25 protein-coding genes and 1 riboswitch are annotated in these 24,105 nt (G+C 71.4%); of the genes, 14 read left to right on the top strand and 11 right to left on the bottom strand.

The features are described 5' to 3' along the window. Position 1 precedes the first annotated feature (1 nt). Positions 2-487, top strand: a complete 486-nt coding sequence (locus tag STRVI_RS28045; protein WP_050993766.1) for a substrate-binding domain-containing protein — start codon at positions 2-4, stop codon at positions 485-487. Positions 488-719: 232 nt separating this feature from the next. Here STRVI_RS28045 and STRVI_RS28040 read toward each other — a convergent pair whose 3' ends face one another. Beyond that, on the bottom strand, positions 720-1,148 hold the full coding sequence (locus tag STRVI_RS28040; protein WP_014059006.1) for an SRPBCC family protein: 429 nt from the start codon (positions 1,146-1,148) through the stop codon (positions 720-722). Between the two features lie 38 nt (positions 1,149-1,186). Continuing rightward, positions 1,187-2,197 carry an aldo/keto reductase gene (locus STRVI_RS28035; protein ID WP_014059005.1) on the bottom strand — a complete coding sequence of 337 codons (1,011 nt, stop codon included), beginning with the start codon at positions 2,195-2,197 and terminating at the stop codon, positions 1,187-1,189. 140 nt (positions 2,198-2,337) lie between these two features. Here STRVI_RS28035 and STRVI_RS28030 point away from each other — a divergent pair, with 140 nt between their 5' ends. Next, positions 2,338-3,276 carry a LysR substrate-binding domain-containing protein gene (locus tag STRVI_RS28030; protein WP_014059004.1) on the top strand — a complete coding sequence of 313 codons (939 nt, stop codon included), beginning with the start codon at positions 2,338-2,340 and terminating at the stop codon, positions 3,274-3,276. Positions 3,277-3,278: 2 nt separating this feature from the next. Here STRVI_RS28030 and STRVI_RS28025 read toward each other — a convergent pair whose 3' ends face one another. After that, positions 3,279-3,782, bottom strand: a complete 504-nt coding sequence (locus tag STRVI_RS28025; RefSeq protein WP_014059003.1) for a MarR family winged helix-turn-helix transcriptional regulator — start codon at positions 3,780-3,782, stop codon at positions 3,279-3,281. A gap of 163 nt (positions 3,783-3,945) precedes the next feature. On the opposite strand from STRVI_RS28025, the gene STRVI_RS28020 reads away from it, so the two are divergent. The 3 genes from STRVI_RS28020 to STRVI_RS28010 are packed head-to-tail and all read left to right on the top strand — an operon-like array spanning position 3,946 to position 6,505. Next, complete coding sequence (locus STRVI_RS28020) at positions 3,946-5,151, top strand: MFS transporter (RefSeq protein ID WP_014059002.1); 1,206 nt, start codon at positions 3,946-3,948, stop codon at positions 5,149-5,151. A 50-nt stretch (positions 5,152-5,201) separates the two neighbouring features. Beyond that, a complete protein-coding gene (locus tag STRVI_RS28015; RefSeq protein WP_014059001.1) occupies positions 5,202-5,627 on the top strand; it encodes a GlcG/HbpS family heme-binding protein in 426 nt (141 codons plus the stop codon). A gap of 53 nt (positions 5,628-5,680) precedes the next feature. Further along, positions 5,681-6,505 (top strand): aldo/keto reductase, encoded by an 825-nt coding sequence (locus STRVI_RS28010; protein ID WP_014059000.1) that lies wholly within the window; start codon positions 5,681-5,683, stop codon positions 6,503-6,505. Between the two features lie 603 nt (positions 6,506-7,108). Here the strand turns inward: STRVI_RS28010 and STRVI_RS28005 are convergent. Together STRVI_RS28005 and STRVI_RS28000 are read right to left on the bottom strand one after the other, a co-directional pair. Further along, positions 7,109-7,681, bottom strand: a complete 573-nt coding sequence (locus STRVI_RS28005) for a hypothetical protein (RefSeq protein WP_150112925.1) — start codon at positions 7,679-7,681, stop codon at positions 7,109-7,111. A gap of 128 nt (positions 7,682-7,809) precedes the next feature. Beyond that, positions 7,810-8,619, bottom strand: coding sequence for a LysR family transcriptional regulator (locus STRVI_RS28000; protein WP_014058998.1), 810 nt, complete (start codon positions 8,617-8,619; stop codon positions 7,810-7,812). A gap of 68 nt (positions 8,620-8,687) precedes the next feature. Here STRVI_RS28000 and STRVI_RS27995 point away from each other — a divergent pair, with 68 nt between their 5' ends. Then, entirely contained in the window at positions 8,688-9,584 is an 897-nt protein-coding gene (locus STRVI_RS27995; protein ID WP_014058997.1) for an NAD(P)H-binding protein, read from the top strand. Further along, positions 9,581-10,270: an SDR family NAD(P)-dependent oxidoreductase gene (locus STRVI_RS27990; protein WP_014058996.1), complete on the top strand. Its 690-nt coding sequence runs from the start codon at positions 9,581-9,583 to the stop codon at positions 10,268-10,270. Before STRVI_RS27995 ends, STRVI_RS27990 begins: the two co-directional genes overlap by 4 nt. A gap of 16 nt (positions 10,271-10,286) precedes the next feature. On the opposite strand, the gene STRVI_RS27985 is transcribed toward STRVI_RS27990, so the two are convergent. Next, positions 10,287-11,426: an acyl-CoA dehydrogenase family protein gene (locus STRVI_RS27985; protein WP_014058995.1), complete on the bottom strand. Its 1,140-nt coding sequence runs from the start codon at positions 11,424-11,426 to the stop codon at positions 10,287-10,289. Between the two features lie 200 nt (positions 11,427-11,626). On the opposite strand from STRVI_RS27985, the gene STRVI_RS27980 reads away from it, so the two are divergent. Further along, positions 11,627-12,067: an Lrp/AsnC family transcriptional regulator gene (locus STRVI_RS27980; RefSeq protein WP_014058994.1), complete on the top strand. Its 441-nt coding sequence runs from the start codon at positions 11,627-11,629 to the stop codon at positions 12,065-12,067. Positions 12,068-12,069: 2 nt separating this feature from the next. On the opposite strand, the gene STRVI_RS27975 is transcribed toward STRVI_RS27980, so the two are convergent. Further along, entirely contained in the window at positions 12,070-12,552 is a 483-nt protein-coding gene (locus STRVI_RS27975) for a MarR family winged helix-turn-helix transcriptional regulator (RefSeq protein ID WP_014058993.1), read from the bottom strand. A gap of 134 nt (positions 12,553-12,686) precedes the next feature. Here STRVI_RS27975 and STRVI_RS27970 point away from each other — a divergent pair, with 134 nt between their 5' ends. The 5 genes from STRVI_RS27970 (at position 12,687) to STRVI_RS53730 (ending at position 17,824) form a co-directional block, all read left to right on the top strand. Beyond that, positions 12,687-13,751 (top strand): alkene reductase, encoded by a 1,065-nt coding sequence (locus STRVI_RS27970; RefSeq protein WP_014058992.1) that lies wholly within the window; start codon positions 12,687-12,689, stop codon positions 13,749-13,751. Between the two features lie 54 nt (positions 13,752-13,805). Further along, complete coding sequence (locus STRVI_RS27965) at positions 13,806-14,693, top strand: AraC family transcriptional regulator (RefSeq protein ID WP_208949175.1); 888 nt, start codon at positions 13,806-13,808, stop codon at positions 14,691-14,693. Further along, complete coding sequence (locus STRVI_RS27960) at positions 14,690-15,934, top strand: epoxide hydrolase family protein (RefSeq protein ID WP_014058990.1); 1,245 nt, start codon at positions 14,690-14,692, stop codon at positions 15,932-15,934. The genes STRVI_RS27965 and STRVI_RS27960 overlap by 4 nt, the downstream gene beginning before the upstream one ends. A gap of 39 nt (positions 15,935-15,973) precedes the next feature. Then, positions 15,974-16,828 carry an alpha/beta fold hydrolase gene (locus tag STRVI_RS27955; protein WP_014058989.1) on the top strand — a complete coding sequence of 285 codons (855 nt, stop codon included), beginning with the start codon at positions 15,974-15,976 and terminating at the stop codon, positions 16,826-16,828. 822 nt (positions 16,829-17,650) lie between these two features. Next, positions 17,651-17,824, top strand: a complete 174-nt coding sequence (locus STRVI_RS53730; RefSeq protein WP_208949174.1) for a hypothetical protein — start codon at positions 17,651-17,653, stop codon at positions 17,822-17,824. A 42-nt stretch (positions 17,825-17,866) separates the two neighbouring features. On the opposite strand, the gene STRVI_RS27945 is transcribed toward STRVI_RS53730, so the two are convergent. Continuing rightward, on the bottom strand, positions 17,867-18,850 hold the full coding sequence (locus STRVI_RS27945; protein ID WP_014058987.1) for a zinc-dependent alcohol dehydrogenase family protein: 984 nt from the start codon (positions 18,848-18,850) through the stop codon (positions 17,867-17,869). A gap of 104 nt (positions 18,851-18,954) precedes the next feature. Between STRVI_RS27945 and STRVI_RS27940 the strand changes: the two genes are divergently transcribed. Beyond that, positions 18,955-19,902 carry an AraC family transcriptional regulator gene (locus STRVI_RS27940; protein WP_014058986.1) on the top strand — a complete coding sequence of 316 codons (948 nt, stop codon included), beginning with the start codon at positions 18,955-18,957 and terminating at the stop codon, positions 19,900-19,902. An 82-nt stretch (positions 19,903-19,984) separates the two neighbouring features. Here the strand turns inward: STRVI_RS27940 and metE are convergent, their stop codons facing one another. The 3 genes from metE to STRVI_RS27925 all read right to left on the bottom strand — a co-directional run bounded on the left by metE (position 19,985) and on the right by STRVI_RS27925 (position 24,097). Beyond that, complete coding sequence (metE, locus tag STRVI_RS27935; RefSeq protein WP_014058985.1) at positions 19,985-22,303, bottom strand: 5-methyltetrahydropteroyltriglutamate--homocysteine S-methyltransferase; 2,319 nt, start codon at positions 22,301-22,303, stop codon at positions 19,985-19,987. A 164-nt stretch (positions 22,304-22,467) separates the two neighbouring features. After that, a riboswitch (cobalamin riboswitch) is annotated at positions 22,468-22,689 on the bottom strand. A 137-nt stretch (positions 22,690-22,826) separates the two neighbouring features. After that, positions 22,827-23,036, bottom strand: a complete 210-nt coding sequence (locus STRVI_RS27930; protein WP_014058984.1) for a hypothetical protein — start codon at positions 23,034-23,036, stop codon at positions 22,827-22,829. Between the two features lie 146 nt (positions 23,037-23,182). Then, entirely contained in the window at positions 23,183-24,097 is a 915-nt protein-coding gene (locus tag STRVI_RS27925; protein ID WP_014058983.1) for a helix-turn-helix domain-containing protein, read from the bottom strand. Between the last annotated feature and the right edge of the window lie 8 nt (positions 24,098-24,105).

The raw sequence follows: 24,105 nt of genomic DNA, 5'->3' as shown, positions 1-24,105 counted from the left end.
AATGCCGAGCTGGCTCGGGTTTCTGCGCGGACCGCAGTCGGCCGGCACCGCGCTCCACCGGGAGCGGGGCTTCCGCGAGATGCTCGGCGAACTGGGGCACCCGCTGGCGCCGGAGCTGGTACGGCCGGGGGACTTCTCCCACGACACGGCGCGCGCAGCGATGCGCGAACTGCTCGACCGCCCGCATCCCTCCTCCGCCGTCTTCTGCGCCAACGACCTCACCGCCCTCGGCGCCGTCGACGGCGCGATCTCCCTGGGCGTGCGGGTCCCCGAGGACGTCTGGGTGGTCGGGTACGACGACATCGCGATGGCCGCGTGGGAGGCGTACGGCCTGACCACCGTGCGGCAGCCGATCACCGACATGGCGCGGATGGCCGTGCGCATGCTGATCGAGCCGATCGAGGACCGCACACTGCCCGCCCGGCGCCGGGAGTTCCCGGCCGAGCTGGTGGTCCGGCGGTCCACCGCCCATACGCCCGCGTCCTGACGCCGGTTGTTGCCCCCGCTTGGACGCGGTATGCGGACCCCGCTCTCGGACCCCGCTCGCGTACGCCGCTCTCGGACCCCGCTCGCGTACGCCGCTCTCGGACCCCGCTCGCGTACGCCGCTCTCGGACTCCGCTCGCGTACGCCGCCGCCCGGGTGCGTGGTGCTCCCGGGCGGGCGGTCTCCGAGGCGTTCGGCTCGGCGGGCCGTCAGGCGTTTCCACGTGGCGGCCCGTCAGGAGCCGCAGCCCTCCAGGGTGTTCTGCAGGGCGGCGAGGCCGTCCGCGTAGATGCCGTGGAAGAGCGCGACCGCTTCGTCCTCGCTGACGCCGGTGGGGGTGAACGTCCCGGACCACTCGACATGCGAGGCGCCGGACCGGCCGGGGACCTCGCGCACGGTCAGGGTGGACAGGTAGTCGGTCACCGGGAACGGCGCGTCGAGGATGGCGTAGCTGTACGAGCGCGCCGCGTCGTCGAAGGCCACGAGCCGCTCGACGATCACACCGCCGTCCTCGTTGCGCAGATGGCGGACGCGGCCGCCCTCGGCGGGGACGCTCTCGGAGATGTACGGCAGCCAGTCGGGCAGTGAGTCGAAGCCGCCGATGAGCTGCCACACCTGCTCGGGCGGCACGGGCAGGTCGAGGGAGGCGGTGGTGGAGGCCATGGAAATGCTCCTGTCGGGGTGGGAGACGGGAGGGTGGATCAGTCGGTGGGCAGAGGGGCCAGCGGGGAGACCAGTCCGGCGTCGCGCAGCTCGGTCCAGAACGCCGCGGGGACGGTCTCGTCGAGGGCCGCGACGTCCTCGGCGATGCGGCTGGGCCGGGTCGCACCCGGGATCACGGCGGCGGTCGCCGGATGGGCGAGGGCGAACTGCAGGGCAGCCGCCTTGACGCTGATGCCGTGCCGCTCGGCGAGCTCCTTGATGCGCGTGACCTTCTCGACGATGTGCGCGGGCGCGTCCTGGTATTCGAAGTGGGTGCCGCCCGCGAGGATGCCCGAGCTGTACGGGCCGCCGACGACGAGGTCGACGCCCTGGTCGACCGCCGTGGGGAGCAGCCGCTGCAGGGCGCGGTCGTGGTCCAGCAGGGTGTAGCGCCCGGCGAGCAGGAAGGCGTCCGGCTTCGGCTCGTCCAGGTCGAGGGTGAGCTCAATGGGCTCGACGCGGTTGACACCGAGCCCCCATGCCTTGATCACGCCCTCGTCGCGCAGCCGCTGCAGGACGCGGAAGGCGCCGGTGCGGGCGGTCTCGTAGACGGCGAGCCAGTCGTCCCCGTGGAAGTCCTGGGCGATGTCGTGGACCCAGACGATGTCGAGCCGGTCGGTGCGCAGACGCCGCAGGCTGTCCTCGATCGACCGCAGGGTGGCGTCGGCCGTCCACTCGTGCACGATCTTGTTGGGACGGCCGTGTTCGAACAGGCCGCCCTTCTCGCCGAAGTCACGGGCGGCGGGGTCCTCCACCTCGTCGAGGATGACGCGACCCACCTTCGTGCTGAGCACGTACTGGTCGCGGGGGCGCCCGGCGAGCGCGTCGCCGAGACGTATCTCCGCCAGGCCGGCGCCGTAGAAGGGGGCGGTGTCGTAGTAACGGATGCCGTGCTCCCAGGCGGCGTCGACGGTGGCGGCGGCCTCCTCGGTGGAGACGTCGCGGAACATGCTGCCCAGCGGTGCGGTGCCGAAGCCGAGGCGACCGGGGAGCAGGGACTTGATGGTCATGAAGGGTCCTTGCGAAGAGGGGGAGGGGGCGGACTCATGGCTTTCGGCCGGTCCGCCGTTCTTGCGTCTTCGACAGTAGGATCGGTACTTCAGACTGTCCAAGACTCTCTTGGACAGAGTTGAGTCCTCGGAGGTCTTACGTGCTTGACCTGCGCCAACTGCGCTACTTCATCGCCGTGGCCGAGACCGAACACGTCGGCCGCGCCGCCGAGCAACTCCACATCTCGCAGTCTCCTCTCAGCCGGCAGATCGCCCAACTGGAGAAGAACCTCGGCCTCACCCTGTTCGAGCGCAGCCAGCAGCGCATCCGGCTCACCCGCGATGGCGCGACCTTCCTCAGCGAGGCCCGGGCCCTGCTGCGCCACGCCGACCGGCTGGAGAACCTGGGCCGCCGGCTGGGCAGAGGCGAGGAGGGCGGCCTGTGCATCGGCTATGTCGCCGACGCCATGCACACGGGTGTGCTGCCGGGGGCGCTGCGCCGGCTGCAGGAGGAGAGCCCCGGCATCCATGTCGCGCTGTACAGCATGCCCGCGGCCGAGCAGTTCGAGGGACTGCGCCAGCGCAGCCTCGACATCGCCCTGGTGCGGGAGCCACCGGACCGCGACGACCCCGTGCTCCGGGCCGCGCCGCTGCTGGAGGATCCGTTGCTGCTCGTCCTGCCGGCGGGCCACCCGCTGGCCGCTCTCGAGACCATCCCGGCGCCGGAGCTCGACGGTCAGCCGTGGATCGCGGTCGAGGAGCCGGGCGACCCGGTATGGCGGGACACCTTCGTCGCCGCGTGTGTCGCCTCGGGCTTCACGCCCGACATCCGGCTCGACGCAGCGGACCCGCTGACGGCACTCGGCCTGGTGGCCTCCGGCCTCGGGCTGGCGCTGGTGCAGAAGAGCATGGTGCGCGGGGCGACGGACGCCGTGGCCGTGCGCACACTGCCCTGGCACGAGGCGTCCGTTCACCTGTGGGCGGTCTGGCACCACATCGATCTGCGGCCGGTCGTCGCCTCGTTCCGCGAGACGGTGCTGTCGGACGAACGGGAGACGGGCGCGGGGCCACTGGCCGGTGGGCTCGCCCCCGGCGTGTGAGGTCAGCCGGGGAGCCCACACCCCGGAATCCGGAGTGACGAAGCGTCAAGGGGCGATGCCTCCAACGACGCCACGGCCGCGACCAGGGTGGTGAGCCTCGGGTCCCGGCCCGCCAGGTCGAGCGCTTCGCGCAGGGCGCCTTCGTATGTCGGCCGGGCCTGGCGGAGCAGTACCAGACCGGCCTCGGTGACATTGGTGTAAATCCCGCGCCGGTCGGTCGGACACAGGTAGCGGGAGAGGAGTTCGCGGTCCTCGAGCCGGGTGACCAGGCGGGTGGTGGCGCTCTGGCTGAGGGCGACGGCGTCGGCGACCTGCTTCATCTGCAGATGGCCGTTCTCCCCGTCGTGCTGTCGGCTCAGCACGTCCAGCACCGCGTACTCGCGGGCGCTGAGCCCGTGGCGGGTGTGAAGGGCCCCCTCGAGATGCGTCTCGATCCTGCTGTGCAGCAGTGACAGGGCGCACCAGCTCTGGGCGAGGGGAGTGGCGGCGAGGTCCGACGTGGTCATGGGTGCCTCCTTGGTGGAGCGAGGTGGGTCGGGGCCTGGGCCCCGCGGCGGTGACGGTGACGTGATACACAGCCTGAGCAATATAGCGCGCTTGCAATTAGTGTGTATGCAAGTATCGTGGGCGCTCGTTAAGGGCGGTAGCAATCACTTGGAGTGAACTTTCATGCCCATCGCACTGCTGGCCCTCGCCATCGGGGCCTTCGGGATCGGAACCACCGAGTTCGTGATCATGGGGCTGCTGCCCGAGGTCGCCGGGGACTTCGGCGTGTCCATCCCCACCGCCGGCTTCCTGGTGACCGGCTACGCGCTCGGCGTCGTGGCCGGCGCACCGCTGATGACCGCGCTCGGTACGAAGATCTCCCGCAAGCACATGCTGATGCTGCTGATGGGGCTGTTCGTGGTGGGCAATCTGCTCTCCGCGCTCGCCCCCGCCTTCGGCGTGATGGCCGCGGGACGGATCGTCGCCTCCTTCGCGCACGGCGCGTTCTTCGGCATCGGCTCCGTCGTCGCGGCCGACCTGGTCGCGCCCGAGAAGAAGGCCGGTGCCATCTCGATGATGTTCACCGGCCTGACCGTCGCCAACGTCGTCGGCGTGCCGCTGGGCACCTCGATCGGCCAGTCGCTGGGGTGGCGGACCACCTTCTTCCTCGTCGCGGCGCTCGGCGTGGTGGGCCTGGCGGGCATCGCCAAGCTCATTCCCGACATCCCCAAGCCGGAGGGTGTGCACCTGGTCCATGAGCTGGCCGCCTTCCGCAACGCACAGGTGCTGCTGGCCATGGCGATGACCGTGCTCGGCTTCGGCGGTGTCTTCGCCGCGATCACCTACATCGCGCCGATGATGGCCGAGGTCGCCGGCTTCGCGGACTCCTCCGTCACCTGGCTGCTGGTCCTCTTCGGGCTCGGCATGGTCGGCGGCAACCTCCTCGGGGGCCGGTTCGCCGACCGGGCGCTGATGCCGATGCTGTACGTGTCGCTGGGCGCGCTCGCGCTGGTCCTGGCCGCGTTCACCTTCACCGCCCACAACAAGATCGCGGCCGCGATCACCATCGCTCTCGTCGGCGCCCTGGGCTTCGCGACCGTGCCCCCGCTGCAGAAGCGGGTGCTGGACCACGCGGCGGGCGCCCCCACCCTCGCCTCCGCCGTCAACATCGGCGCCTTCAACCTGGGCAACGCGCTCTCGGCCTGGCTCGGCGGCCTGGTGATCTCGGCCGGACTCGGCTACACCGCCCCCAACTGGGTCGGCGCCATCCTCGCCGGATCCGCCCTGGCCCTCGCCGTCCTCTCCGCCGCCCTGGAGCGTCGCGACACCCGCCACGTCCACGACGGCGCCACCACCGAGCCGGCCCGGGTTTCCACCGCCCGGCACTGAGCCACCCCGTCACCCAACAGCACCACCACCATCGAGGAGACCCACCCGCCATGAGCACCACCGAGACCGCCGTCGCCCCGCTCACCACTCAGGACGCCGAGGCCCTCCTCCAGGCCGCCCGCGCCGCCGCCGAGGCGGCCGGGGTGACGGCCGCGATCAGCGTCCTCGACGCCGGTGGCCACCTCCTGGCCTTCCGGCGCGACGACCGGGCCGTACTGATCGCCGGGGAGACCAGCACCCGCAAGGCGTTCACCGCGCTCCAGCTCGACGCCCCCACCGCGGACCTGGTCGACGCGGTCCAGCCCGGAGGCGTCTTCCACACCCTGCCCACCGCCCTCGACCGCCCGCTGCTGTTCCTCGCCGGTGGCGTCCCGGTCCACCGCGACGGCCGGCTGATCGGCGCGATCGGCGTGGGCGGCGGCGCGCCCGAACAGGACCACGGGATCGCCACCACCGCGCTCGCGACGCTCGGCTGACCCCCGAACCACCACACATACCCGCAGGCACAAACCAACCGACGAAGGACACCATGACCTCCATACCCCACCTCACCCTCCACACCGGCCTCGAGATCCCGCAGCTTGGCTTCGGCGTCTTCCAGGTGGAGGACGAGCAGACCACCGGCGCGGTGCTCTCCGCCATCGAGGCCGGCTACCGCAGCATCGACACCGCGGCCATCTACGGCAACGAGGCCGGGGTCGGCCGTGCCCTGGCCACCTCCGGCGTCCCCCGCGAGGAGCTGTTCCTCACCACCAAGCTGTGGAACGCCGACCAGGGATACGACTCCACCCTCGCGGCCTTCGACGCCAGCGTGGCCAAGCTGGGCACCGACTATGTGGACCTCTACCTGATCCACTGGCCCACCCCCGCCCGCGACCGCTACCTGGACACGTGGCGCGCCCTGGAGAAGCTGCTGGCGGACGGCCGCACCCGCGCCATCGGCGTGTCCAACTTCCAGCCCGCCCATCTGCAGCGGCTGCTCGACCACAGCGGTGTGGTCCCGGTCGTCAACCAGGTCGAGCTGCACCCCTACCTCCAGCAGGGACAACTGCGGGACTTCCACGCCCAGCACAAGATCGCCACCGAGGCGTGGAGCCCGCTCGCCCAGGGCGCCCTTCTCCAGGACCCCGCCCTCGCCGCGATAGCGCAGCGGCACGGCAGGACGCCCGCGCAGGTGGTCCTGCGCTGGCATCTGCAGCTCGGGAACGTCGTGATCCCCAAGTCCGTGACCCCCGCCCGCATCCGGGAGAACATCGACGTCTTCGACTTCGCCCTCACCCCCGAGGACATCGAGGCGATCAACGCTCTCGACCGTGGCCGGCGCACCGGGCCCGACCCCGACACCCTCAACTGATCCGCGCCACTCCGCTCGACCGCGCCGCTGTGGCCGTGCTCATCAGCCGGCCGCGGCGGCGCGGCCCGTTCCCGCCCCTGTTCCCCTTCCTCCCCACCCCTGATTCCCCTCTCCTGGAAGCCGTCTTCGCGTCATGTCCACTGCCCTGAGCCGCCTGACACACCCCCACGGCGGACGCCTCACCCTCGGCCTGGCCAGCGGTGACCGTCCCGTTCCTGAGCAGTGAGTGGGAGTGATCGCGCGCACTGGCACGCCCCGAACGGTTTTGGGCGTACTGGTCCCCGGCGTACTCGACCCCGGCGGCGGCGATACGGATGCCGTCCGTGGTCCGGGCCCGGGAGGCCGGCTCCCTGTGCCACCGGTCACCGTCGACGGTCCCGCGGCGGCGTAGCCGTACCTGAGCCGGTGCCCCGCCGTCGGTGCCGGTGCTTGCCAACGGCGGGGAGGCGGTGCGGAGTGCCGAACCCGGCTGCCCCGATGACTCGAATGAAATTCCTTCCTGGGACCGAAGAGGCGGGCATCCGCCACTCCCGCTCCCCCGGCAGCCCGCCGACGGAGAGCTCACCGCCTCTAGCCGGTCACTCCAACACGATGTGGCCGGTCCTACGACACGATGTGCAGGATCGCCGTGCCGTCCTCGCCGGCCGCCATCTGGATCACCACGGCGCCGGGCTGAGCGGCCGGCCGCATGGTGCCCACCCGTCCGCACGAGTTGCTGCTGCCGTGGTCGCGCAGCACGGTGATGCACCCCTGGCCCGGACCGCTCGCCCCGCCCTGGGACCGGCCATTGCCCGACTTCACCGTGTACTCGACCTTGTTCGGTCCGACCTCGGTCACCGTCAGCGTCGCCGGGCCGGCCGGGCTCGTGAACCGGACCGTCACCGGAGCGGACACCGCGATCTCGCAGTTGCCGTCCGCGCAGGCGGCGACATCGCGCCCGTCCGCCGCCGACACGGAGGGCTTCGCCGAGGGGCTTGGAGCGCCGGACGGGCTTTTCGAGGGCGGCGCGGAACGGGACGCCGACGGCTGGTCATCGCGCGAGGGCGCCCCGTCGGTCTCGTCCGAGCCACCGCAGCCGGCCACGGCCACAGCGGTCAGCACCGCCAGCCCAAGACCACATGCCTGCTGACGCGCTCGTAGCCTTCGCGCCGTGCGTACCGTTGTCGTCGCGGCCATGATGTCCCCCGTGTTCCAGTCGGTGCGGGCCAAGGTACCTGCCGCTCGCGCGATCGCCCTGGCAGGACGCCGATCCGGGTCGCGCGCCGCCTCGTATGCCGTAGTCTGCGGACCTGTCCGCCGATCGCTCAGGTGGCCCGCAGCGTGGCGGTGGCGATTTCCAGGAAGTCGCGCAGCACCTTCTCCCGCCGGTCCGCGAGGACGGCCAGGCAGGTCTCGACCGACGGGGCGTCCGTGACGGGGAGGTGGACGAGGTCTGGGCGGGAGTAGGACCGCGCGACGCTCAGCGGGACCAGCGCGATGCCCTGTCCGGAGGCGATGAGCTCGAACTTCTCTTCGAGCGACGACGTCCGTCGCGTCGGCGCGTCGAGCATCCGCTCACCGTCGAGGTCCGCGGAGGTGAGCTCCTGACGGAAGGCCAGCGGATGCGTCGCGGGCATACAGGCGACCCTGGTCTCGTGGCCGATGGGGATGATGCGCAAGTCCGAGTGGTCGAACGGCCGCCGCAGGTAGGCGACTTGGGCCCGGCCGTCCCGGAGCGGCGCGTCCTGTTCCCACCAGCGCACCGGGACGACATCGGTCTCGACGTCCGGGTGGCGAGATGAGAACGCCCGGATCGCCTCCGACACATGCAGCCCGGAGCAGAAGGCCACCACGAGCCGCTGGACGCCCCGATCCACGTCGTGCACGCTCCGCACCGCCGAGGCGACGGTCGCGAGGATCCGCTGCGCCTCCTCGTAGAGCCGCTTCCCGGCATCGGTCAGCTCCACGCTGCGGGTGGACCGGATGAGCAGAGGGCACTCCATCTCCTGCTCGAAGGCCCTGATCTGGCGGCTGAGGACCGGCTGGGCGATGAAGAGCTGTTCCGCCGCCCGGCCGAAGTGCCGTTGCTCGGCCACCGCGACGAAGTAGCGAAGCTTGCGCAGATCGAGATCCATGCCCTGAAGGTATCAATTGCCGGGAAGGGTATTGGACGCCCGCAGGTGGCCGCCCCGAGACTCAAAGCATGATCGTCATCACCACTCCCACCGGCCAGATCGGCGGCCGGCTGCTGGACATCCTGCTCAACGAGGCCCCCGATCGCGGCGAAGAGCTGCGGGTCATCGTGCGCGACCCCGGGAAACTCCCCGACGCGGTCCGCGCCCGCGTCGACGTCGTCACCGGCTCGCACGGCGACGCCGAGGTCGTCGACCGGGCCTTCGCCGGCGCGGACGCCGTCTTCTGGCTGGTCCCGCCGGACCCGCGGGCACCGAGCCTGGACACCGCGTACTCCGGGTTCACCCACGCCGCCGCGAAGGCGATCACGGCCCACGGAATCGGACACGTCGTCGGCGTCTCGGCGCTCGGCCGCGGCACCCCCGTCGCCGGCCGCGCCGGCCATGTGACGGCGTCGCTGGCCATGGACGACCTCATCGCGGGTACCGGCGTGGCCTACCGGGCGCTCGCCTGCCCGTCCTTCATGGACAACCTGCTGCGGCAACTGGCCTCGATCCGCGACGACGGTGTGTACACCGACACCGCCGCCCCCGACCGCACGGCACCGACGGCCGCCACCCGGGACATCGCCGCGGTCGCCGCCGGCCTGCTGCTCGACCGCTCCTGGACGGGGACGGGCGAGGTCCCGGTGCTGGGCCCCGAGGACCTTTCGGCGAACGACATGGCGCGCATCATGTCCGACGTGCTCGGCCGTCCGGTCCGCTACGAGCCCCGGTCGCTGGAGGACTTCCGCGCCGGATTCGCCGGACGCGGCCTCGGGGACGCGCTCGTGGAGGGCTACGTCAATATGGCGTACGCCAAGAACAACGGCCTCGACGACGGCGTGCCGCGCACCCCTCGAATCACTGGGCCGACGACCTTCCGCGAGTGGTGCGAGCAGGTCCTCAGGCCGGAGGTGCAGGCATGAGCGCCAAGACCGCTCTCATCGTCGGGGCGTCCCGCACCCTCGGACTCGCCCTCGCCACCGAGTACGCGCACCGCGGCTGGAACGTCATCGGGACCGTCCGGGGCGATCGGCGCACCGGCCTCCACGACCTGGCCGAGGCGTCCGGCGGGCGGGTCACCGTCGAATCGCTGGACATGACGGCGCCGGAGCAGATCGCCGCGCTGCGCGAGCGCCTCGCGGAGCGCACGCTCGACCTGCTGTTCGTCAACGCCGGCATCACCAGGGGCAACATTCCGATCGGGGACGTGCCGACCGAGATGTTCGTCGAGGTCATGGTCACCAACGCGCTCAGCCCGATGCGTGTGGTCGAGTCCCTCCGCTCGCTGGTCGCGCCGACCGGGACCATCGGCGTCATGTCCTCGCGCCAGGGCAGCGTCGGCTTCAACACCAGGGGCGGTCAGGACGTCTACCGCGCCAGCAAGTCCGCCCTGAACCAGCTCATGCGCAGCTACGCCGCCCGCTACGCCGACGCCGCGCACACGCTGCTGCTCATGTGCCCCGGCCATGTCCGCACCGAACTCGGCGGACCGGAGGCGCCGCTGACCATCGACCAGTCCATCCCGGGCGTGGTGGACACGATCGACCGCCACAGCGGCGAACCGGGCCTGCGGTACCTCAACTACCAGGGTCAGACCGTGCCCTGGTAGTTGAGGCCGGGGCTGGTCAGTGGGCGAGCTGGCGGCTGATGATCAGCCGCTGGATCTGGTTGGTGCCCTCGAAGATCTGCATGATCTTCGCTTCGCGCATATAGCGCTCCACGGGGAAGTCGCGGGTGTATCCATAGCCGCCGAATACCTGGACGGCGTCCGTGGTGACCTTCATGGCGGCGTCGGTCGCCGTCAGCTTGGCGACGCTCGCCTGGCGGGTGTACGGGCGTCCGTGGTCACGGCGGCGGGCGGCGTCCACGTAGGTGGCGCGGGCGGAGTCGACGGCGGCGGCCATGTCGGCCAGCAGGAAGCCGAGCCCCTGGTGGTCGATGATCCTGCGGCCGAAGGTGGTGCGTTCGTGGGCGTAGGCGGTCGCGGCGTCCAGGGCGGCCTGGGCCAGTCCGGTGGCGCAGGCGGCGACGCCCAGCCGGCCGGAATCCAGGGCACTGAAGGCGATCTGGAGCCCCTCGCCCTCGGCGCCGATGAGCCGGTCGGTGGCGAGGAGTGCGTCGTCCCAGAAGGCCGAGGTGGTGGGGATGGCGTGCAGGCCCATCTTGTCCTCGGGCCGGCCGAAGGTGAGACCGTCGGTGTGTCCGGGCGCGAAGAAGCAGGAGATGCCGTCACTGCCCGGACCGGTGCGGGCGAACAGGGCGTAGAAGTCCGCCTTGCCGCCGTGGGTGATCCACGCCTTGGCGCCGGTGATCCGATAGCCGTCGGGGGCCTTGTCGGCGCGGCAGGTCAGGGCCGCCGCGTCGGACCCGGCCTGCGGCTCGGAGAGGCTGTAGCCACCGATGAGACGGCCGCTGAGGATGTCCTCCGCCCAGCGCCCGCGCTGGGCGGAGGTGCCGAACGTCAGGAGGGGGAAGGCGGCGAGGGTGTGGACGCTGGTCGCGATGGCGACGGCGGCCCAGCGTGCGGCCAGCTCTTCGAGGACCTGCAGATAGACCTCGTAGGGCTGGCCGCCTCCGCCGGACTCCTCCGGGTAGGGCAGGCCCAGCAGCCCGGTCTCGCCCAGCAGGCGGAACAGCCCCGCGGGATAGCTCTCGGCGCGCTCGTGCTCCTCGACGCGGGGGGCCAGCTCCTTGTCGGCGATCTCGCGGACGAGGTCGAGCAGATCCTCCGCCTCGCGGGTGGGAAGCAGACGGTCGACAGGCATGAAGGGCGCTCCTGGGGTACGAACGGGGCGAGGTCTTCGGCGTTCATGGGTCCGGGCCTAGGACAGCAACACCCTCCGGCGAGCACAAGTAAGTTGCGGTTGATCGCCAAGAAGACGCAAACTGAAGCGGCGATTGGCCGGGTGGACGAAAAGAATTTGCGCGGATGTGCGGTGCACGCGGGTCGCGGAACGGAGTGGCGATGCCCGAGTTCGACGACGTGGACCGCCAGTTGCTGCGGATGCTGCGCGAGGATGGCCGGCGCACCTTCTCCGAGATGGCACCCGAGGTGGGGCTGTCGGTGGCCGCGGTCAAACGCCGCGTGGACCGGCTCAAGGACAGCGGGGTGATCAAGGGCTTCACCGTGCAGATCGACCACACCAAGCTCGGCTGGGGCATCGAGGCGTTCGTGGAGCTGTCCTACACCGGTACGACACCGGTCGGGGAGATCGTCCGTACCGCCTACACGGTCCCCGAGGTGCAGGCCGTCTTCACCATCGCCGGCGACCCCGACGCCCTGGTGAACGTCCGGGTGCGGGATATCGAGCATCTGCAGCAGGTCATCGATTCCCTGCGCCGCGTCGGACAGGTCACCGGAACCAGGACGCTGATGGTGCTGGGCTCCTGGACACGCAATGACTGACCCTAGGCGTCGGGGGAGCCCTCCTCGCCCGGGGCGAGGTTCTTCTCGACCTTGGAGAGGAGCCTGGCGAAGGCTTCGCGCTCCGCGTCATCCAGCCCGTCCAGGATGTGCTCCTCCAGTTGCCCCCAGACTTCCGCGACCTTGGGCCGCAGGGCGTAGCTCTCCTCCGAGGCCCGGACCAGCATGACGCGCCGGTCATGCGGATCGCGTGCGCGGATGACATACCCGCCCTGCTCCAGTCGCCGCAGCGTCAGGGTCACGGTCGACGGATCCAGGTCGAGCGCCCTCGCCAGCTCCGACTGACGGACCGGTCCGGCATCCCACAGGGCCATCATCAGGAATTCCTGGCCGGAGCAGAGGCCGGTCGGGCGCAGCAGCCTGCCACCGGCGAGGCGGTGCAGGCGGGAAACGCGCGCCAGGGTCTGGCTGACGGTGCCGCCGTATCCGCCCTCCGTCGCCTCGGTGTGCGGGAGCTCTGTGGTCATGGGGGCAAGACTATCGTGGCCGGCCAATCATTGGTCGGCCAACGAATGGATTATGGTGGCTCTCCGGCGGAATCGTTGGTCGACCAATGATCTCGTTGTCTGCCGTCATGTCCATACAACCCGCGGGAGCCGTCGTGACCACACCCTTCGATCCGATCGACCTTGCCGGACTGCGCCTCCGCAACCGCCTGGTCATGCCCGCCATGGGGCGTGCCCGTGCCTTCGGGCCCGGCGGTACGGCCACCGACTCGATGGCGACGTACTACGCGCAGCGCGCCACCGCCGGCCTGATCGTCACGGAGGGGTCGTGGCCGTCGGCGGTCGGCCAGGGCTTCCCCCACACTCCGGGGCTGCACAGTGCCGAGCAGATTGCCGCCTGGCGCCGCGTCACCGACGCGGTGCACGCCGCGGGCGGCACGGTCTTCGCCCAGCTCGCGCACGTCGGCAGGATCGGCGACCCCGATCTTCTGCCCGAGGGACTGATCCATGTCGCCCCGTCGGCCATCGCCGCACCCGGCCAGTTGTTCACCGTCCACGGAATGCAGGACTTCAGCACCCCGCGCGAGCTGACCTCCCAGCAGGTGCGGGAGACGATCGCGGATTTCGCCCGGGCCGCGCGCAACGCCGTGGAGGCAGGGTTCGACGGGGTCGAAGTGCACGCCGCGTACGGCTACTTGATCCACCAGTTCCTGGCTCCCAGCTCCAATCTGCGCACCGATGAGTGGGGCGGCTCGGTCGAAGGCCGGGTCCGGTTCGCGGCGGAGGTGGTCGCGGCCGTGTCAGCGGCCATCGGGGCACAGCGCACGGGGATACGCGTCTCGCCCGGCGTTCGCTACAACGGAATCGAGGAGCCCGACCTCGAGCCCACGTACGCCCATCTCGTCCGCCGGCTGAACGAGACCGGCCCCGCCTATCTGCACCTCGTCGAAACCTCCCGCGATCTGACCGACCTCCTCCGCAAGGAGTTCTCCGGAACCTTCATCCTCAACCCCGCGACAGACGGTTTCACCAGCGCGGCGGACCTGACGCTCATCGAGGACGGCACGGCCGACATGCTGTCCTTCGGCGCGCTCTTCCTCGCCAACCCCGACCTGCCCGCCCGGCTGCGAGCGGGCGGCCCGTACAACACGCCCGATACGACGACCTACTACGGCGGCACCGACGAGGGATTCATCGACTACCCCTCCCTGGACGCCTGAGGGACGGAACGCCGGAATGCCCTGTCCGCACCAGCCATCGGTATGCTCGATGTGGTGTGCGACGCTCCGGACTTCGACCTCGAGCCGTATACCGGATTCGACGCGAACCCGTATGTCGAGCGGACGTTCAGTAGCTGGGACGGCCTGGGCTGGCGGTCGCTGCTGCTGCAGCGGTTCCATCACACCGCGCGCGTGGAGCGGATGGCACTGCCCGCCACCGAGGATCTGCATCTGGTGCTGACGGTCGCGGGCGACGCGTCGATGGAGACCCACATCGGTGGGCGCTGGCAGCGGCGGCATTGGATGCCCGGGCAGGTCGATATGGCCCTTCCGGGCGTGGCGTCGGCGCGCCGCTACCGGTCCGTGGTCCCCTTGCGGACCCTTCAGGTGCACATTCCACACGTCACCGTCGCCCGTACGGTCGAGCAACTGGGCGGGGCGGGCATCGACTATGAGCGGATGGCCGACGCGGTGGCCTCGGGGGATCCGCTCGTCGAACACACCATGCGGTCGTTGGGCGCGGCCGGTGAAGCCGAGAACCTGTACGCGGAGTCCGCGGCGACGTTTCTCGCCGTGCATCTGCTCAGCGGCGGCGTCCGGCCACCGAAGGCGAGCCGGGCGAGCGCCGACGGGCCCTGGGTGCACAAGGCCGTGGCGATGATGCGGGACCGGCTCGGCAGCCCGTTGACGGTGGCGGACTTGGCCTCCGAGGCAGGCTTCAGCGTCTATCACTTCATCCGGGTGTTCAAGGAGGCCACGGGCCAGACACCGCACCGCTATCTCACCCGGCTACGGGTCGAGGAGGCGCAGCGGCTGCTCGCCGCCGGTGGGCTGTCCGTCGCCCAGGTCGCCACGCGGTGCGGATTCGGCAGCCCCGGCTCACTGTCCACGGCGTTCCTGCGGCACACGGGGGTCCGGCCGTCGGCCTACCGCAATCGATGATCCGTGTACGGCAATCGCGCGCATTCCCGTGGCCCTGGGCCGGTTCTAGCGTTCGTGGCGTGTGGACTTACCCCGCGGGCGGAGTGACGCCCGACATCGAACCCTTCGCCATCTCCGTTCCCGACGCCGATCTCGACGATCTGCGCTCCCGGCTGGACCGGGTCCGCCTGCCCGAACCGGAGACCGTGGCGGACGCGTCCCAGGGTGTGCCGCTGGACCACATGCGGGCGCTCCTCGCGGCGTTGCGCGAGGTGGACTGGCGAGCACGCGAGAAGACCTGGAACGCGATCGGTCACTTCCGTACGGTCATCGTCGGCCTGGAGCTGGCCTTCTGGCATGTGCGGTCGCCGGAGCCCGAGGCGCTGCCGCTGTTGCTGACGCACGGCTGGCCGGGGTCGATCCTGGAGTTCGAGCAGGTCATCGGCCCGCTCACCGATCCGGTCGCCCATGGCGGCGACCGGGCCGACGCGTTCGACGTCGTCGTTCCGTCGTTGCCCGGGTTCGGCTTCAGCGGCCGTCCCGCGCGGACAGGGTGGAATCCGGCCCGGACGGCCGATGCCTGGGGGACGCTGATGAGCCGGCTGGGGTACGACCGCTTCGGTGCGCACGGCGGCGACTGGGGCGCGTTCATCAGCACCGAGCTGGCCCGCCGGTTTCCCTCGCGGGTGATCGGCCTGCACTTGACGATGCCGGTGGCCTCACCGCTCCCGCAGGACCGGGACACCGCCACCCCGGCCGAGGCGCGCATGATCGAACGGCGTGATCTGCACCTGGCCGACGGCTACGGCTTCGGGATCCAGATGGGCACCCGGCCCCAGACCCTCGGCTACGCCCTGGTCGACTCGCCCGCCGGGCTGGCCGCCTGGCTGGGCGAGAAGTTCGCCGCCTACGCCGACACCCGGGCCGAGGCCGGGGGAGGAGTGAGCCTCGACCGGCAGGCCGAAGGCATCGCGTTGTACTGGCTCACCGGGACCGGCGCATCCACCTCCCGCTGGTACTGGGAGACGCTGCGCTGGACGCCGCGCAGCGCCGAAGAGGAGAACGCCCGGCCCGTGACCGTGCCGACCGCGTGCTCGCTGTTCCCGGCCGAGCCATGGCCCACGGCCAGGCGCTGGGCCGAGCGGCGCTATACGGATCTGCGCTCCTGGCGCGCATTGGACCGAGGCGGTCATTTTCCGGGGTTGGAGCAGCCCGACGTGCTGGTGGAGGAGGTGCGGAACGCCTTCCGCGGTCTACGGTGACGGACCGCACTCCGATCCCGCCGGCGCAAGGGAGCGACGATGTCCGCTCGAGCTCGTGCCACCCCGTTGCTGTTTCTGCACGGCAATTGGCATGGGGCCTGGTGCTGGACCGAGGTGATCGCCGCTCTGGCGGGGTCCGGCCGCTCGGCTGTCGCGGTGGACATGGCGGGGCATGGGCTGCGCGCACGCCGGCCCGCCTGCCTCACCGGCCGCCCCTTCGACGCCGAGGCACTGGCCACCGAGGTCTCGCCGGTGGCGGACGTGGATCTCGACCAGGCGGGTGACCTCCTGGTTTCGCAGATCAAGCGGGTCGGCCGGGGCGGCCCGGTCACGGTGATCGCCCACAGCATGGGCGGCACCGTGCTGACGCGGGCCGCGGAGCAGGCACCCGAGGCGGTGGCCCACGCGGTGTATCTGAGCGGGCTCATGCCCGCCTCGGACGTTCCGGCCCTCGCCTACCTGCGGATGCCCGAGAACGCGGGCGCCCTCGTCCAGTCCTGCGTCCGGGCCGATCCCGCCGCGATCGGGGCGTTGCGGCTGGATCTGGTCTCGGGCGACGCTGCGTATCGCCGGCAATTGCTGGACGCGTTCTACGGCGATGTCGACCGGGCCGTCGCCGAGGCCGCCTTCGGACTGCTGACGCCCGACGCACCGATCGGCATCGTGCGCGGCACCACCACCCTCACCCGCCGCGGCTGGGGCTCGGTCCCCCGTACGTACGTCACCTGCGCACGGGACATGGCGGTGCGCCCGGCCCTCCAGAACAAGTTCATCAGCGACGCCACGGTGGCCTTCCCGGACAACCCGACCGCGGTCGCGGCGCTCGACTCCTCCCACTCGCCGTTCTTGTCCATGCCCGGGCAGGTGGCGGATCTCATCGCGGAGTTGGGCTGATCCGGTCGGGACCCGGTTTCCGCGGAATGCCCATACGTCCAGTGGTCAGGCCGCGTGCGCCACGGTGCACCGTTCGACGGCGTCCCAGAGGTCGCGCTCGCGCAGCGGGTCGTAGGACTCCTGCGACGACCGTGCCACCCGGGCGCGGTCCACGTAGGAGCCGGTCGGCGCGGCGGTCGTGCCAGGACGACATCGGCGAGGTGGCGGCCCGCGGTGGCCCGGCCGGTGGCGAACGGCGTGAGGGTCATCACCGGCAGGACGCGCCGCATGGCGAACCGGGAGACGGGACCCGCGTTGCGGGCGAGGCCGGTGCCGGGGACGAAGCCCGGGTTGTAGGCGATGGCGTCGATCCCGGCCGGAAGCCGGCGCGCGTACTCGTGCACGAGGTGGATCGCGGCCAGCTTGCTCGTCGAGTACGCGGTGCGGCCACCGGCCGTACCGCCCGGCCCGGGGAAGGCGCCCGGATCGGCGAGGACGTCGGGGGACTGCCAGCCAGGGCCGGGCACCATGCCCAGGTTGTGCTTGAGGTCGCCGAAGTGGGTGTCGCTGACGGTGATCACGATCCGGGCGGGAGCGGCGAAGTGGTCCTGGAGCAGCCGGACGAAGAGGTGGTTGGCGAGCACGTTGATGGCGAAGGTGGCCTCGACCCTCTCGGGGGACTCGGTCAGCGCGTTGGTGTACTGCATGCCCGCGTTGCCCACGAACCCGCCCAGCGGTGGCAGATCACCGCGCTCCGGCCGGTCACGGATCTCGACGGCGGCGGAGCGGACACTCCACAGCGAGGCGAGGTCCGCCGGGACGTGCGAGACCGTGTGCCCGCCCATGGCGAGTTCCTCGGCGAGCCGGGCGCCGGAGGACGCACGGGCCACGAGGACGAGGTGCGCATGGGGCGACCGGCGCATGGTCACCTACACGGCGGCGACCGGAAGCAGCGACGCGGGCAAGCTCGACCGCCTTCGCGTCACCGGCGCCCGCACCACCGTTCCGCGCCCGTGACCCGCGCCTTTGTGGCCGTACGTGTTCAGCGGCCGCAGGCGGTCAGTGGCTGATGACGACCTTGCCGAAGCGTGGCCCCTTCTCGAAGTGGGCGAACGCCTCCGGCGCCTGGTCGAACGGGACGACACGGTCGATGACGGGCCGCAGCCCGTGCCGGCCGATGACCTTGTTCATCCGCTCGAAGTCGCTCCGGCTGCCGACGCTGATCGACCTGAGCGTGGCGGCGCGGCGGAAGAATCGCGTCACATCCATCCCGCTGCCCGACGCGAGATTGCCGACGAGGGCGATCTGCCCGCCGTGGGCGACGGCGTCGATGGACTGAGTGAGCGTTCCGGCGCCGCCGATCTCGACGACGCGGTCGGCGCCGCCGCCGGTGAGCGCCTGTACCCGTGCGCCCCACTCCGGTGTGCTGACGTAGTTGACGACATCGGACGCGCCGAGCGTGCCGAGCCGTCGGGCCTTTTCATCGCTGGATGTCGTGGCGAGCACGCGTGCGCCCGCCAGGCGGGCGAACTGCAACGCGAAGACCGACACCCCGCCCGAGCCCTGGACCAGGAGCGCGTCGCCCGGGCCGACTCCGCTCACCGCCGACCATGCGGTGAGCGCGGCACACGGAAGCGTGGCCGCTTCCTCGAAGGACAGATGGTCCGGCACGGCGACCAGGCTCTGCTCGTCGAGGGCGATGTATTCGGTGAGCCATCCATCGCGCTGCGTCCCGTGCAACTCCCCCCACTCGGGGAACCGACCGTACAGCCAGGTCGGATGGAAGGTGCTCACGACGCGATCCCCCACCCGGAACCGCGAAACCCCGTCCCCGACCGCCTCCACGACCCCCGCGCCGTCGGAGAGCGGGATGCGCCCCGGCGGCACCTCGATGGAATACCGGCCGGAGACGATGAGCAGGTCGCGCGCGTTGATGGAGCTGGCTTTCACGCGGACGAGCACTTCGCCCGCCGACGGAGTCGGCACCGGACGCGTGGCCGGGGCGACCGGGCCGCTGCCCGCCTCTACCTGGAATGTTCTCATTTCCCCTCCTTTGTTCTTGGATCACCTCCACGATAGGGCGGCCCGGCTGGACGATATGTATCCTGGCGTCCACGGTTTGGCGCAGATCGTCCAGGAGGGTGGAGATGGATCCCATTGACGACCTTCTCGCCACGATGAAGATCGAGGACGCGCGGTATGTGCGGGTGGACGCCCATGCGCCGTGGGGCATCTCGTTCCCTCCCCGGGACCTCGCCCGGCTTGTCCTGATCTCCAGTGGTTCGTGCCGGCTCGTCGCGGACACGCTCGCCGGGCCGCAGCGGCTGGAGGCGAACGACTGCTTCCTGGTCCGCGCGGGCGTGAGATTCACCCTTCAGGACACCACGGGCAGCGAGGTCGTCGACTGCGACGGACTGGTCTCCCAGGCTCCCGGCAACGCGGCGCGGGTCGGGGGTGACGGTGAGCTGACGCAGATCGTGTCCAGCCGGTTCGCCTTCGACGCCGTGGCGGCCGAACCGCTCTTCGCGCTGCTGCCGCCGTTGTTCCGGCTGAACCTGGACCACACCGCCGGCCACCTCCTGCGCACCACGTTCGACCTCATCGCGAGGGAGAGCGCGGCAGGCGGGCTCGGTGGTGGCTTCATCATGAGCCGGCTGTCCGACGTGCTCTTCGTCCAGGCACTACGGACCTGTTGCGCCGATGTCGGGGGCGGCACCGTCGGCTGGATCGCCGCACTGCGAGACCCCCGACTGGCCGTCGCCATGCGGGAGTTGCACACGGACCTGGCCCATCCCTGGACGGTCGACGAACTCGCCCGCAAGGCGGGGATGTCACGCTCGGCGTTCGCCGCCTCGTTCAAGGAGAAAACGGGGGACACCCCGCTGGGCTACCTCACCTCATGGCGCATGTACCGGGTGAAGGTGCTGCTCCGGGAGACGCCGCTGAGTGTCCAGGAGATCGCGGTCAGGGTCGGCTACGACACCGGGAGCGCGTTGAGCCGCGCCTTTTCGGCCAGGGAAGGCGTCACGCCCGGGGCCTGGCGGAAGGACGAGGCGCACCGTCGGCGTCCCCTGTCCGGCGCGACAGCCGCCTGACCACGTCCGGCGTCGGGCATTCGGCATTCGGCACCGGGGCCGGAGCGCGACGTGGCACTCCGGCCCCGGCCGGTCGTCCGGGTCAGGACGCGGGCAGCTCGCCGCGGACCGTACGGGCCGCCGCGACCAGGTTCCGCAGTGAGGAGCGGGTCTCGGGCCAGCCGCGGGTCTTCAGGCCGCAGTCGGGGTTGACCCACAGCCGCTCGGCGGGGATGGCCTTCAGGCCGGTGCGCAGCAGCTCGGCCGCCTCCAGCGCGCCGGGCACACGCGGGGAATGGATGTCGTACACACCGGGCCCGGCCTCGCGCGGATAGCCATGGGCGGCGAGCTCGCGGGCCACCTGCATATGGGAGCGGGCCGCCTCCAGGCTGATGACATCGGCGTCGAGGTCGTCGATCGCCTGGACGATGTCGCCGAACTCGGCGTAGCACATATGGGTGTGGATCTGGGTGCCGGGCCGTACGCCACCCGTGGTGAGGCGGAAGGCCTCGGTCGCCCAGGACAGATAGGCGGGCCGGTCCTCGGCGCGCAGCGGAAGGGTCTCGCGCAGGGCGGGTTCGTCCACCTGGATGACCGAGGTCCCGGCCGCCTCCAGGTCGCCCACCTCGTCGCGCAGGGCGAGGGCGACCTGACGGGCGGTGTCGCCGAGGGGCTGGTCGTCGCGGACGAAGGACCAGGCGAGCATGGTGACCGGGCCCGTGAGCATGCCCTTGACCGGGCGGTCGGTGAGGGACTGGGCGTAGGCCGTCCAGCGCACCGTCATCGGCTCGGGGCGCGAGATGTCACCGGCCAGGATCGGCGGGCGGACGTAGCGGGTGCCGTAGGACTGCACCCAGCCGTGCTGCGTGGCGAGATAGCCGGTGAGCTGCTCGGCGAAGTACTGGACCATGTCGTTGCGCTCGGCCTCGCCGTGCACCAGCACATCCAGGCCGGTCTTCTCCTGGAACGAGATCACCTCCTGGATCTCGGCCTTGATGTGCTCCTCGTACCCGGCCGTGTCGATCCGGCCCCCGCGCAGGTCGGCGCGGGCGGCGCGCAGTTCGCCGGTCTGCGGGAAGGAGCCGATGGTGGTGGTCGGCAGCAGCGGCAGGCGGAGGTGGGCGCGCTGGGCCGCGGCGCGCTCGGCGTACGGCTGGGAGCGGCGGGCGTCGGCCTCGGTGACCGCGCCGGTGCGGGCGCGGACGGCCGGGTCGCGGGTGATGGGGGAGTTGGCGCGGGAGGCGAGGGCGGCCCGGTTCGCGGCCAGTTCGGCGGGGATCGTGTCGGTGCCGCGGGCCAGGCCCTTGGCGAGGGTGACGATCTCCGTGGTCTTCTGCCGGGCGAAGGCCAGCCAGCGCAGGATCTGCGGTTCGATGTCCCGCTCGGCCGCCGCGTCGAGGGGGACATGCAGCAGCGAGCAGGAGGCGGCCACATCGACCCGGTCGGCCAGCCCCAGCAGGGTGCCGAGCCTGGCCAGGGACTTCTCCAGATCGTTGACCCAGATGTTGCGGCCGGCCACGACACCGGCGATCAGCCGCTTGCGGGGCAGCCCGCCGACGGCGGCCAGCGCGTCCAGATTCGCGGCGGCGGCCTCCGTGAAGTCCAGCGCCAGCCCCTCGACCGGGGCCTTGGCCAGCACGGGCAGGGCCTCGCCGAGGCGGTCGAAGTACGAGGCGATCAGCAGCTTCGGGCGGTCGGTGAGGGCGCCGAGATCGCGGTAGGCGCGGGTGGCGGCGTTCAGCTCGGCCGGCGTGCGGTCCTGGACCAGGGCGGGCTCATCGAGCTGCACCCACTCGGCACCGGCCGCCCGCAGATCGGCCAGCACCTCGGCGTACACCGGAAGCAGACGGTCCAGGAGGGTGAGCGGCTCGAAGTCCGCGGGTGCGCCCGGGGCGGGCTTGGCGAGCAGGAGGTAGGTGACGGGCCCGACCAGGACCGGCCGCGCCGCCAGACCGAGGCCGAGGGCTTCCGTCAGCTCCGCGACCGGCTTGGCGGAGTCGGCCGCGAACACCGTGTCCGGACCCAGCTCCGGAACCAGGTAGTGGTAGTTGGTGTCGAACCACTTGGTCATCTCCAGCGGCGCGACGTCCTTTGTGCCCCGCGCCATCGCGAAGTAGCCGTCGAGCGGGTCGGCGGCGACGGCGTCCCGGTGGCGGTCGGGGATCGCGCCGACCATGACGGTGGTGTCCAGCACGTGGTCGTAGTACGAGAAGTCACCCGTGGGAACTTCGTCGATACCCGCCCCGGCCAACTGCCGCCAGGTGGTGCTGCGCAGTTCGGCGGCGGTGGCCCTGAGCGCGTCGGCGGTGACGCGGCCCTTCCAGTAGCCCTCGATCGCCTTCTTCAGTTCCCGGTTCGGGCCCTGGCGGGGGTAGCCGTACACGGTGGCCCGTGCTGCCGCGGCTGCGGACTTCGGTGTCACGGAGATCTCCTTCGCGAGATGAATCCCTGAGATCCCGGCGACGGGAGGAGAGCGCGAAGGGTGACGTACCGGGCTTTCGGCCTCGCGCGGCAAAAGCGTGGCGACCTGCCCGGTATGTACGCCGACCCGCCCTCGAGGTCACCGAGATGTCCGCGCACGAGTCGTCCGTACGCGGGCAGATGGCAGGTCTTCGGACTCACGGGCGCGTCCTCCTGGGGGAGGACACCTAGTGGCCGTCGCTTCCCAGGCCCGCTCACCGGACCCAGTGCGTATGACGGCGGTCGTTCCCGCTCACCGCTGCGGGGCAGTCCCGGATTCCCACCGGGTTCCCTCTTACGACGCATCCCGCCTGGCGGACGGGGCGAACCAACTACACCGGCCAGCCTACGGGGCCGTCCGGCGGTGTGCAGGGGGCGGTCCGGAATTCGGGACGGTGAATGGGAACACGCGATGGCCGAGGGTACGGCCGGTGCCGCCCGGGCCGTGCACCGGCCGCACCCCGTCCATCAGCGAGTTCAGGGGGTCAGCACGCGCCGGAGTCCGACCCGCCCGCCAGATTGACCGGCACGGTGACGAAGGAGAACTGGTTGCTGGCGCACACGCCGGGGAAGGCCGTGCTGCTGGAGTTGTTGACGGTGACATCGGGCGCGTCGTCCGCGATGGCGCCGCCCGCGCCGACGGCGAGGGACGCGGCGGTGAGGGCGAGCGTGGACAGGGCGGTCCGGATACGCATGGGAACTCCTTGCTGGGAATCTGCCGCCGGATATGACCGGCTTCGCATGCATGGTGCCCCTTTGGCAGGGCACTCGCGGCCCACCGTCCCCCCAATGGCGGAAGCCGCCCCCGCAGCCGTCCGGCCGGCCCAAGACGCGCGTCCGGTCATCCGCCGCCGCGCCGACCGTCGTCCGCCGGTGCGGAGGGCGGAATCGTCGGTGGGCGGCTGGGGTCGGGGACGCGGTCGGTGAAGCCGCCGGGGACCGAGCGGCACTGCTGCTCGCGGAAGTGGACCGGTGCCGTGCCCACTCGGCGGGCGAACAGTCTGCTGAAGTAGGCCGGATCGTCGTAGCCGACGCGGCGGGCGATGGCGGCCACCGGCAGTTCGGTGCCGACGAGGAGTTCCTTGGCGCGGCCCAGCCGGATTCCGAGGAGGTAGTCCTTGGGGCTGCACCCCGCGCCGCGGCGTACCGCGGTGCGCAGTTCGGCCGGTGTCATGCCGTGCCGGGCGGCGTGTTCGGTCACCGAGAGCGGCTGGAAGGCGTCCCGGGCCAGGGCCTGGAGCACCGGATGCCCGTCGGCGCCGGTGTCGGCGCGGGCGCGGCGGAGGGCGACGAGGAGTTCATGGACGGCGGCTGCGGTCTCGACCTCCAGGAACGGGTTGCCCTGGCGCGCGGCGCGGGCGATCCGGCCGATGGCCGTACGGGCGGTGGCGGTGTCGGTGAGTGCGACCACGGGGCCGTCCGCGTCGAGATAGCCCAGGTCGGCGTAGGCGGCGGTGGCCGGTCCTGTGAAGTCGACGAACGCCTCGTCCCATCCGGTGTCCGGGTCCGGGGCGTAGTGGTGGGTGACACCGGGGGTGAGCCAGAGCAGCGCGGGCGCGGTGACGGTGCGGCGGCGGCCGTCCGCGCCGCGGAACCATCCGCGGCCCGCGCTGATGACCACCGCCACATGGTGGTCCAGGACGCGCGGGCCGACGACGGGCAGGGCGCCGTGCTGGAGGCCGACGCCCAGACACACCAGGCCGAGGCGGTGATGGGCCGGGCTGGGCGTGAAGTACCGCATCCAGGTGTGATACATCCGCGGTC

The sequence above is a fragment of the Streptomyces violaceusniger Tu 4113 genome, assembly GCF_000147815.2.
GTDB lineage: Bacteria > Actinomycetota > Actinomycetes > Streptomycetales > Streptomycetaceae > Streptomyces > Streptomyces violaceusniger_A.
This window is presented reverse-complemented; position numbering and strand designations above follow the sequence as displayed.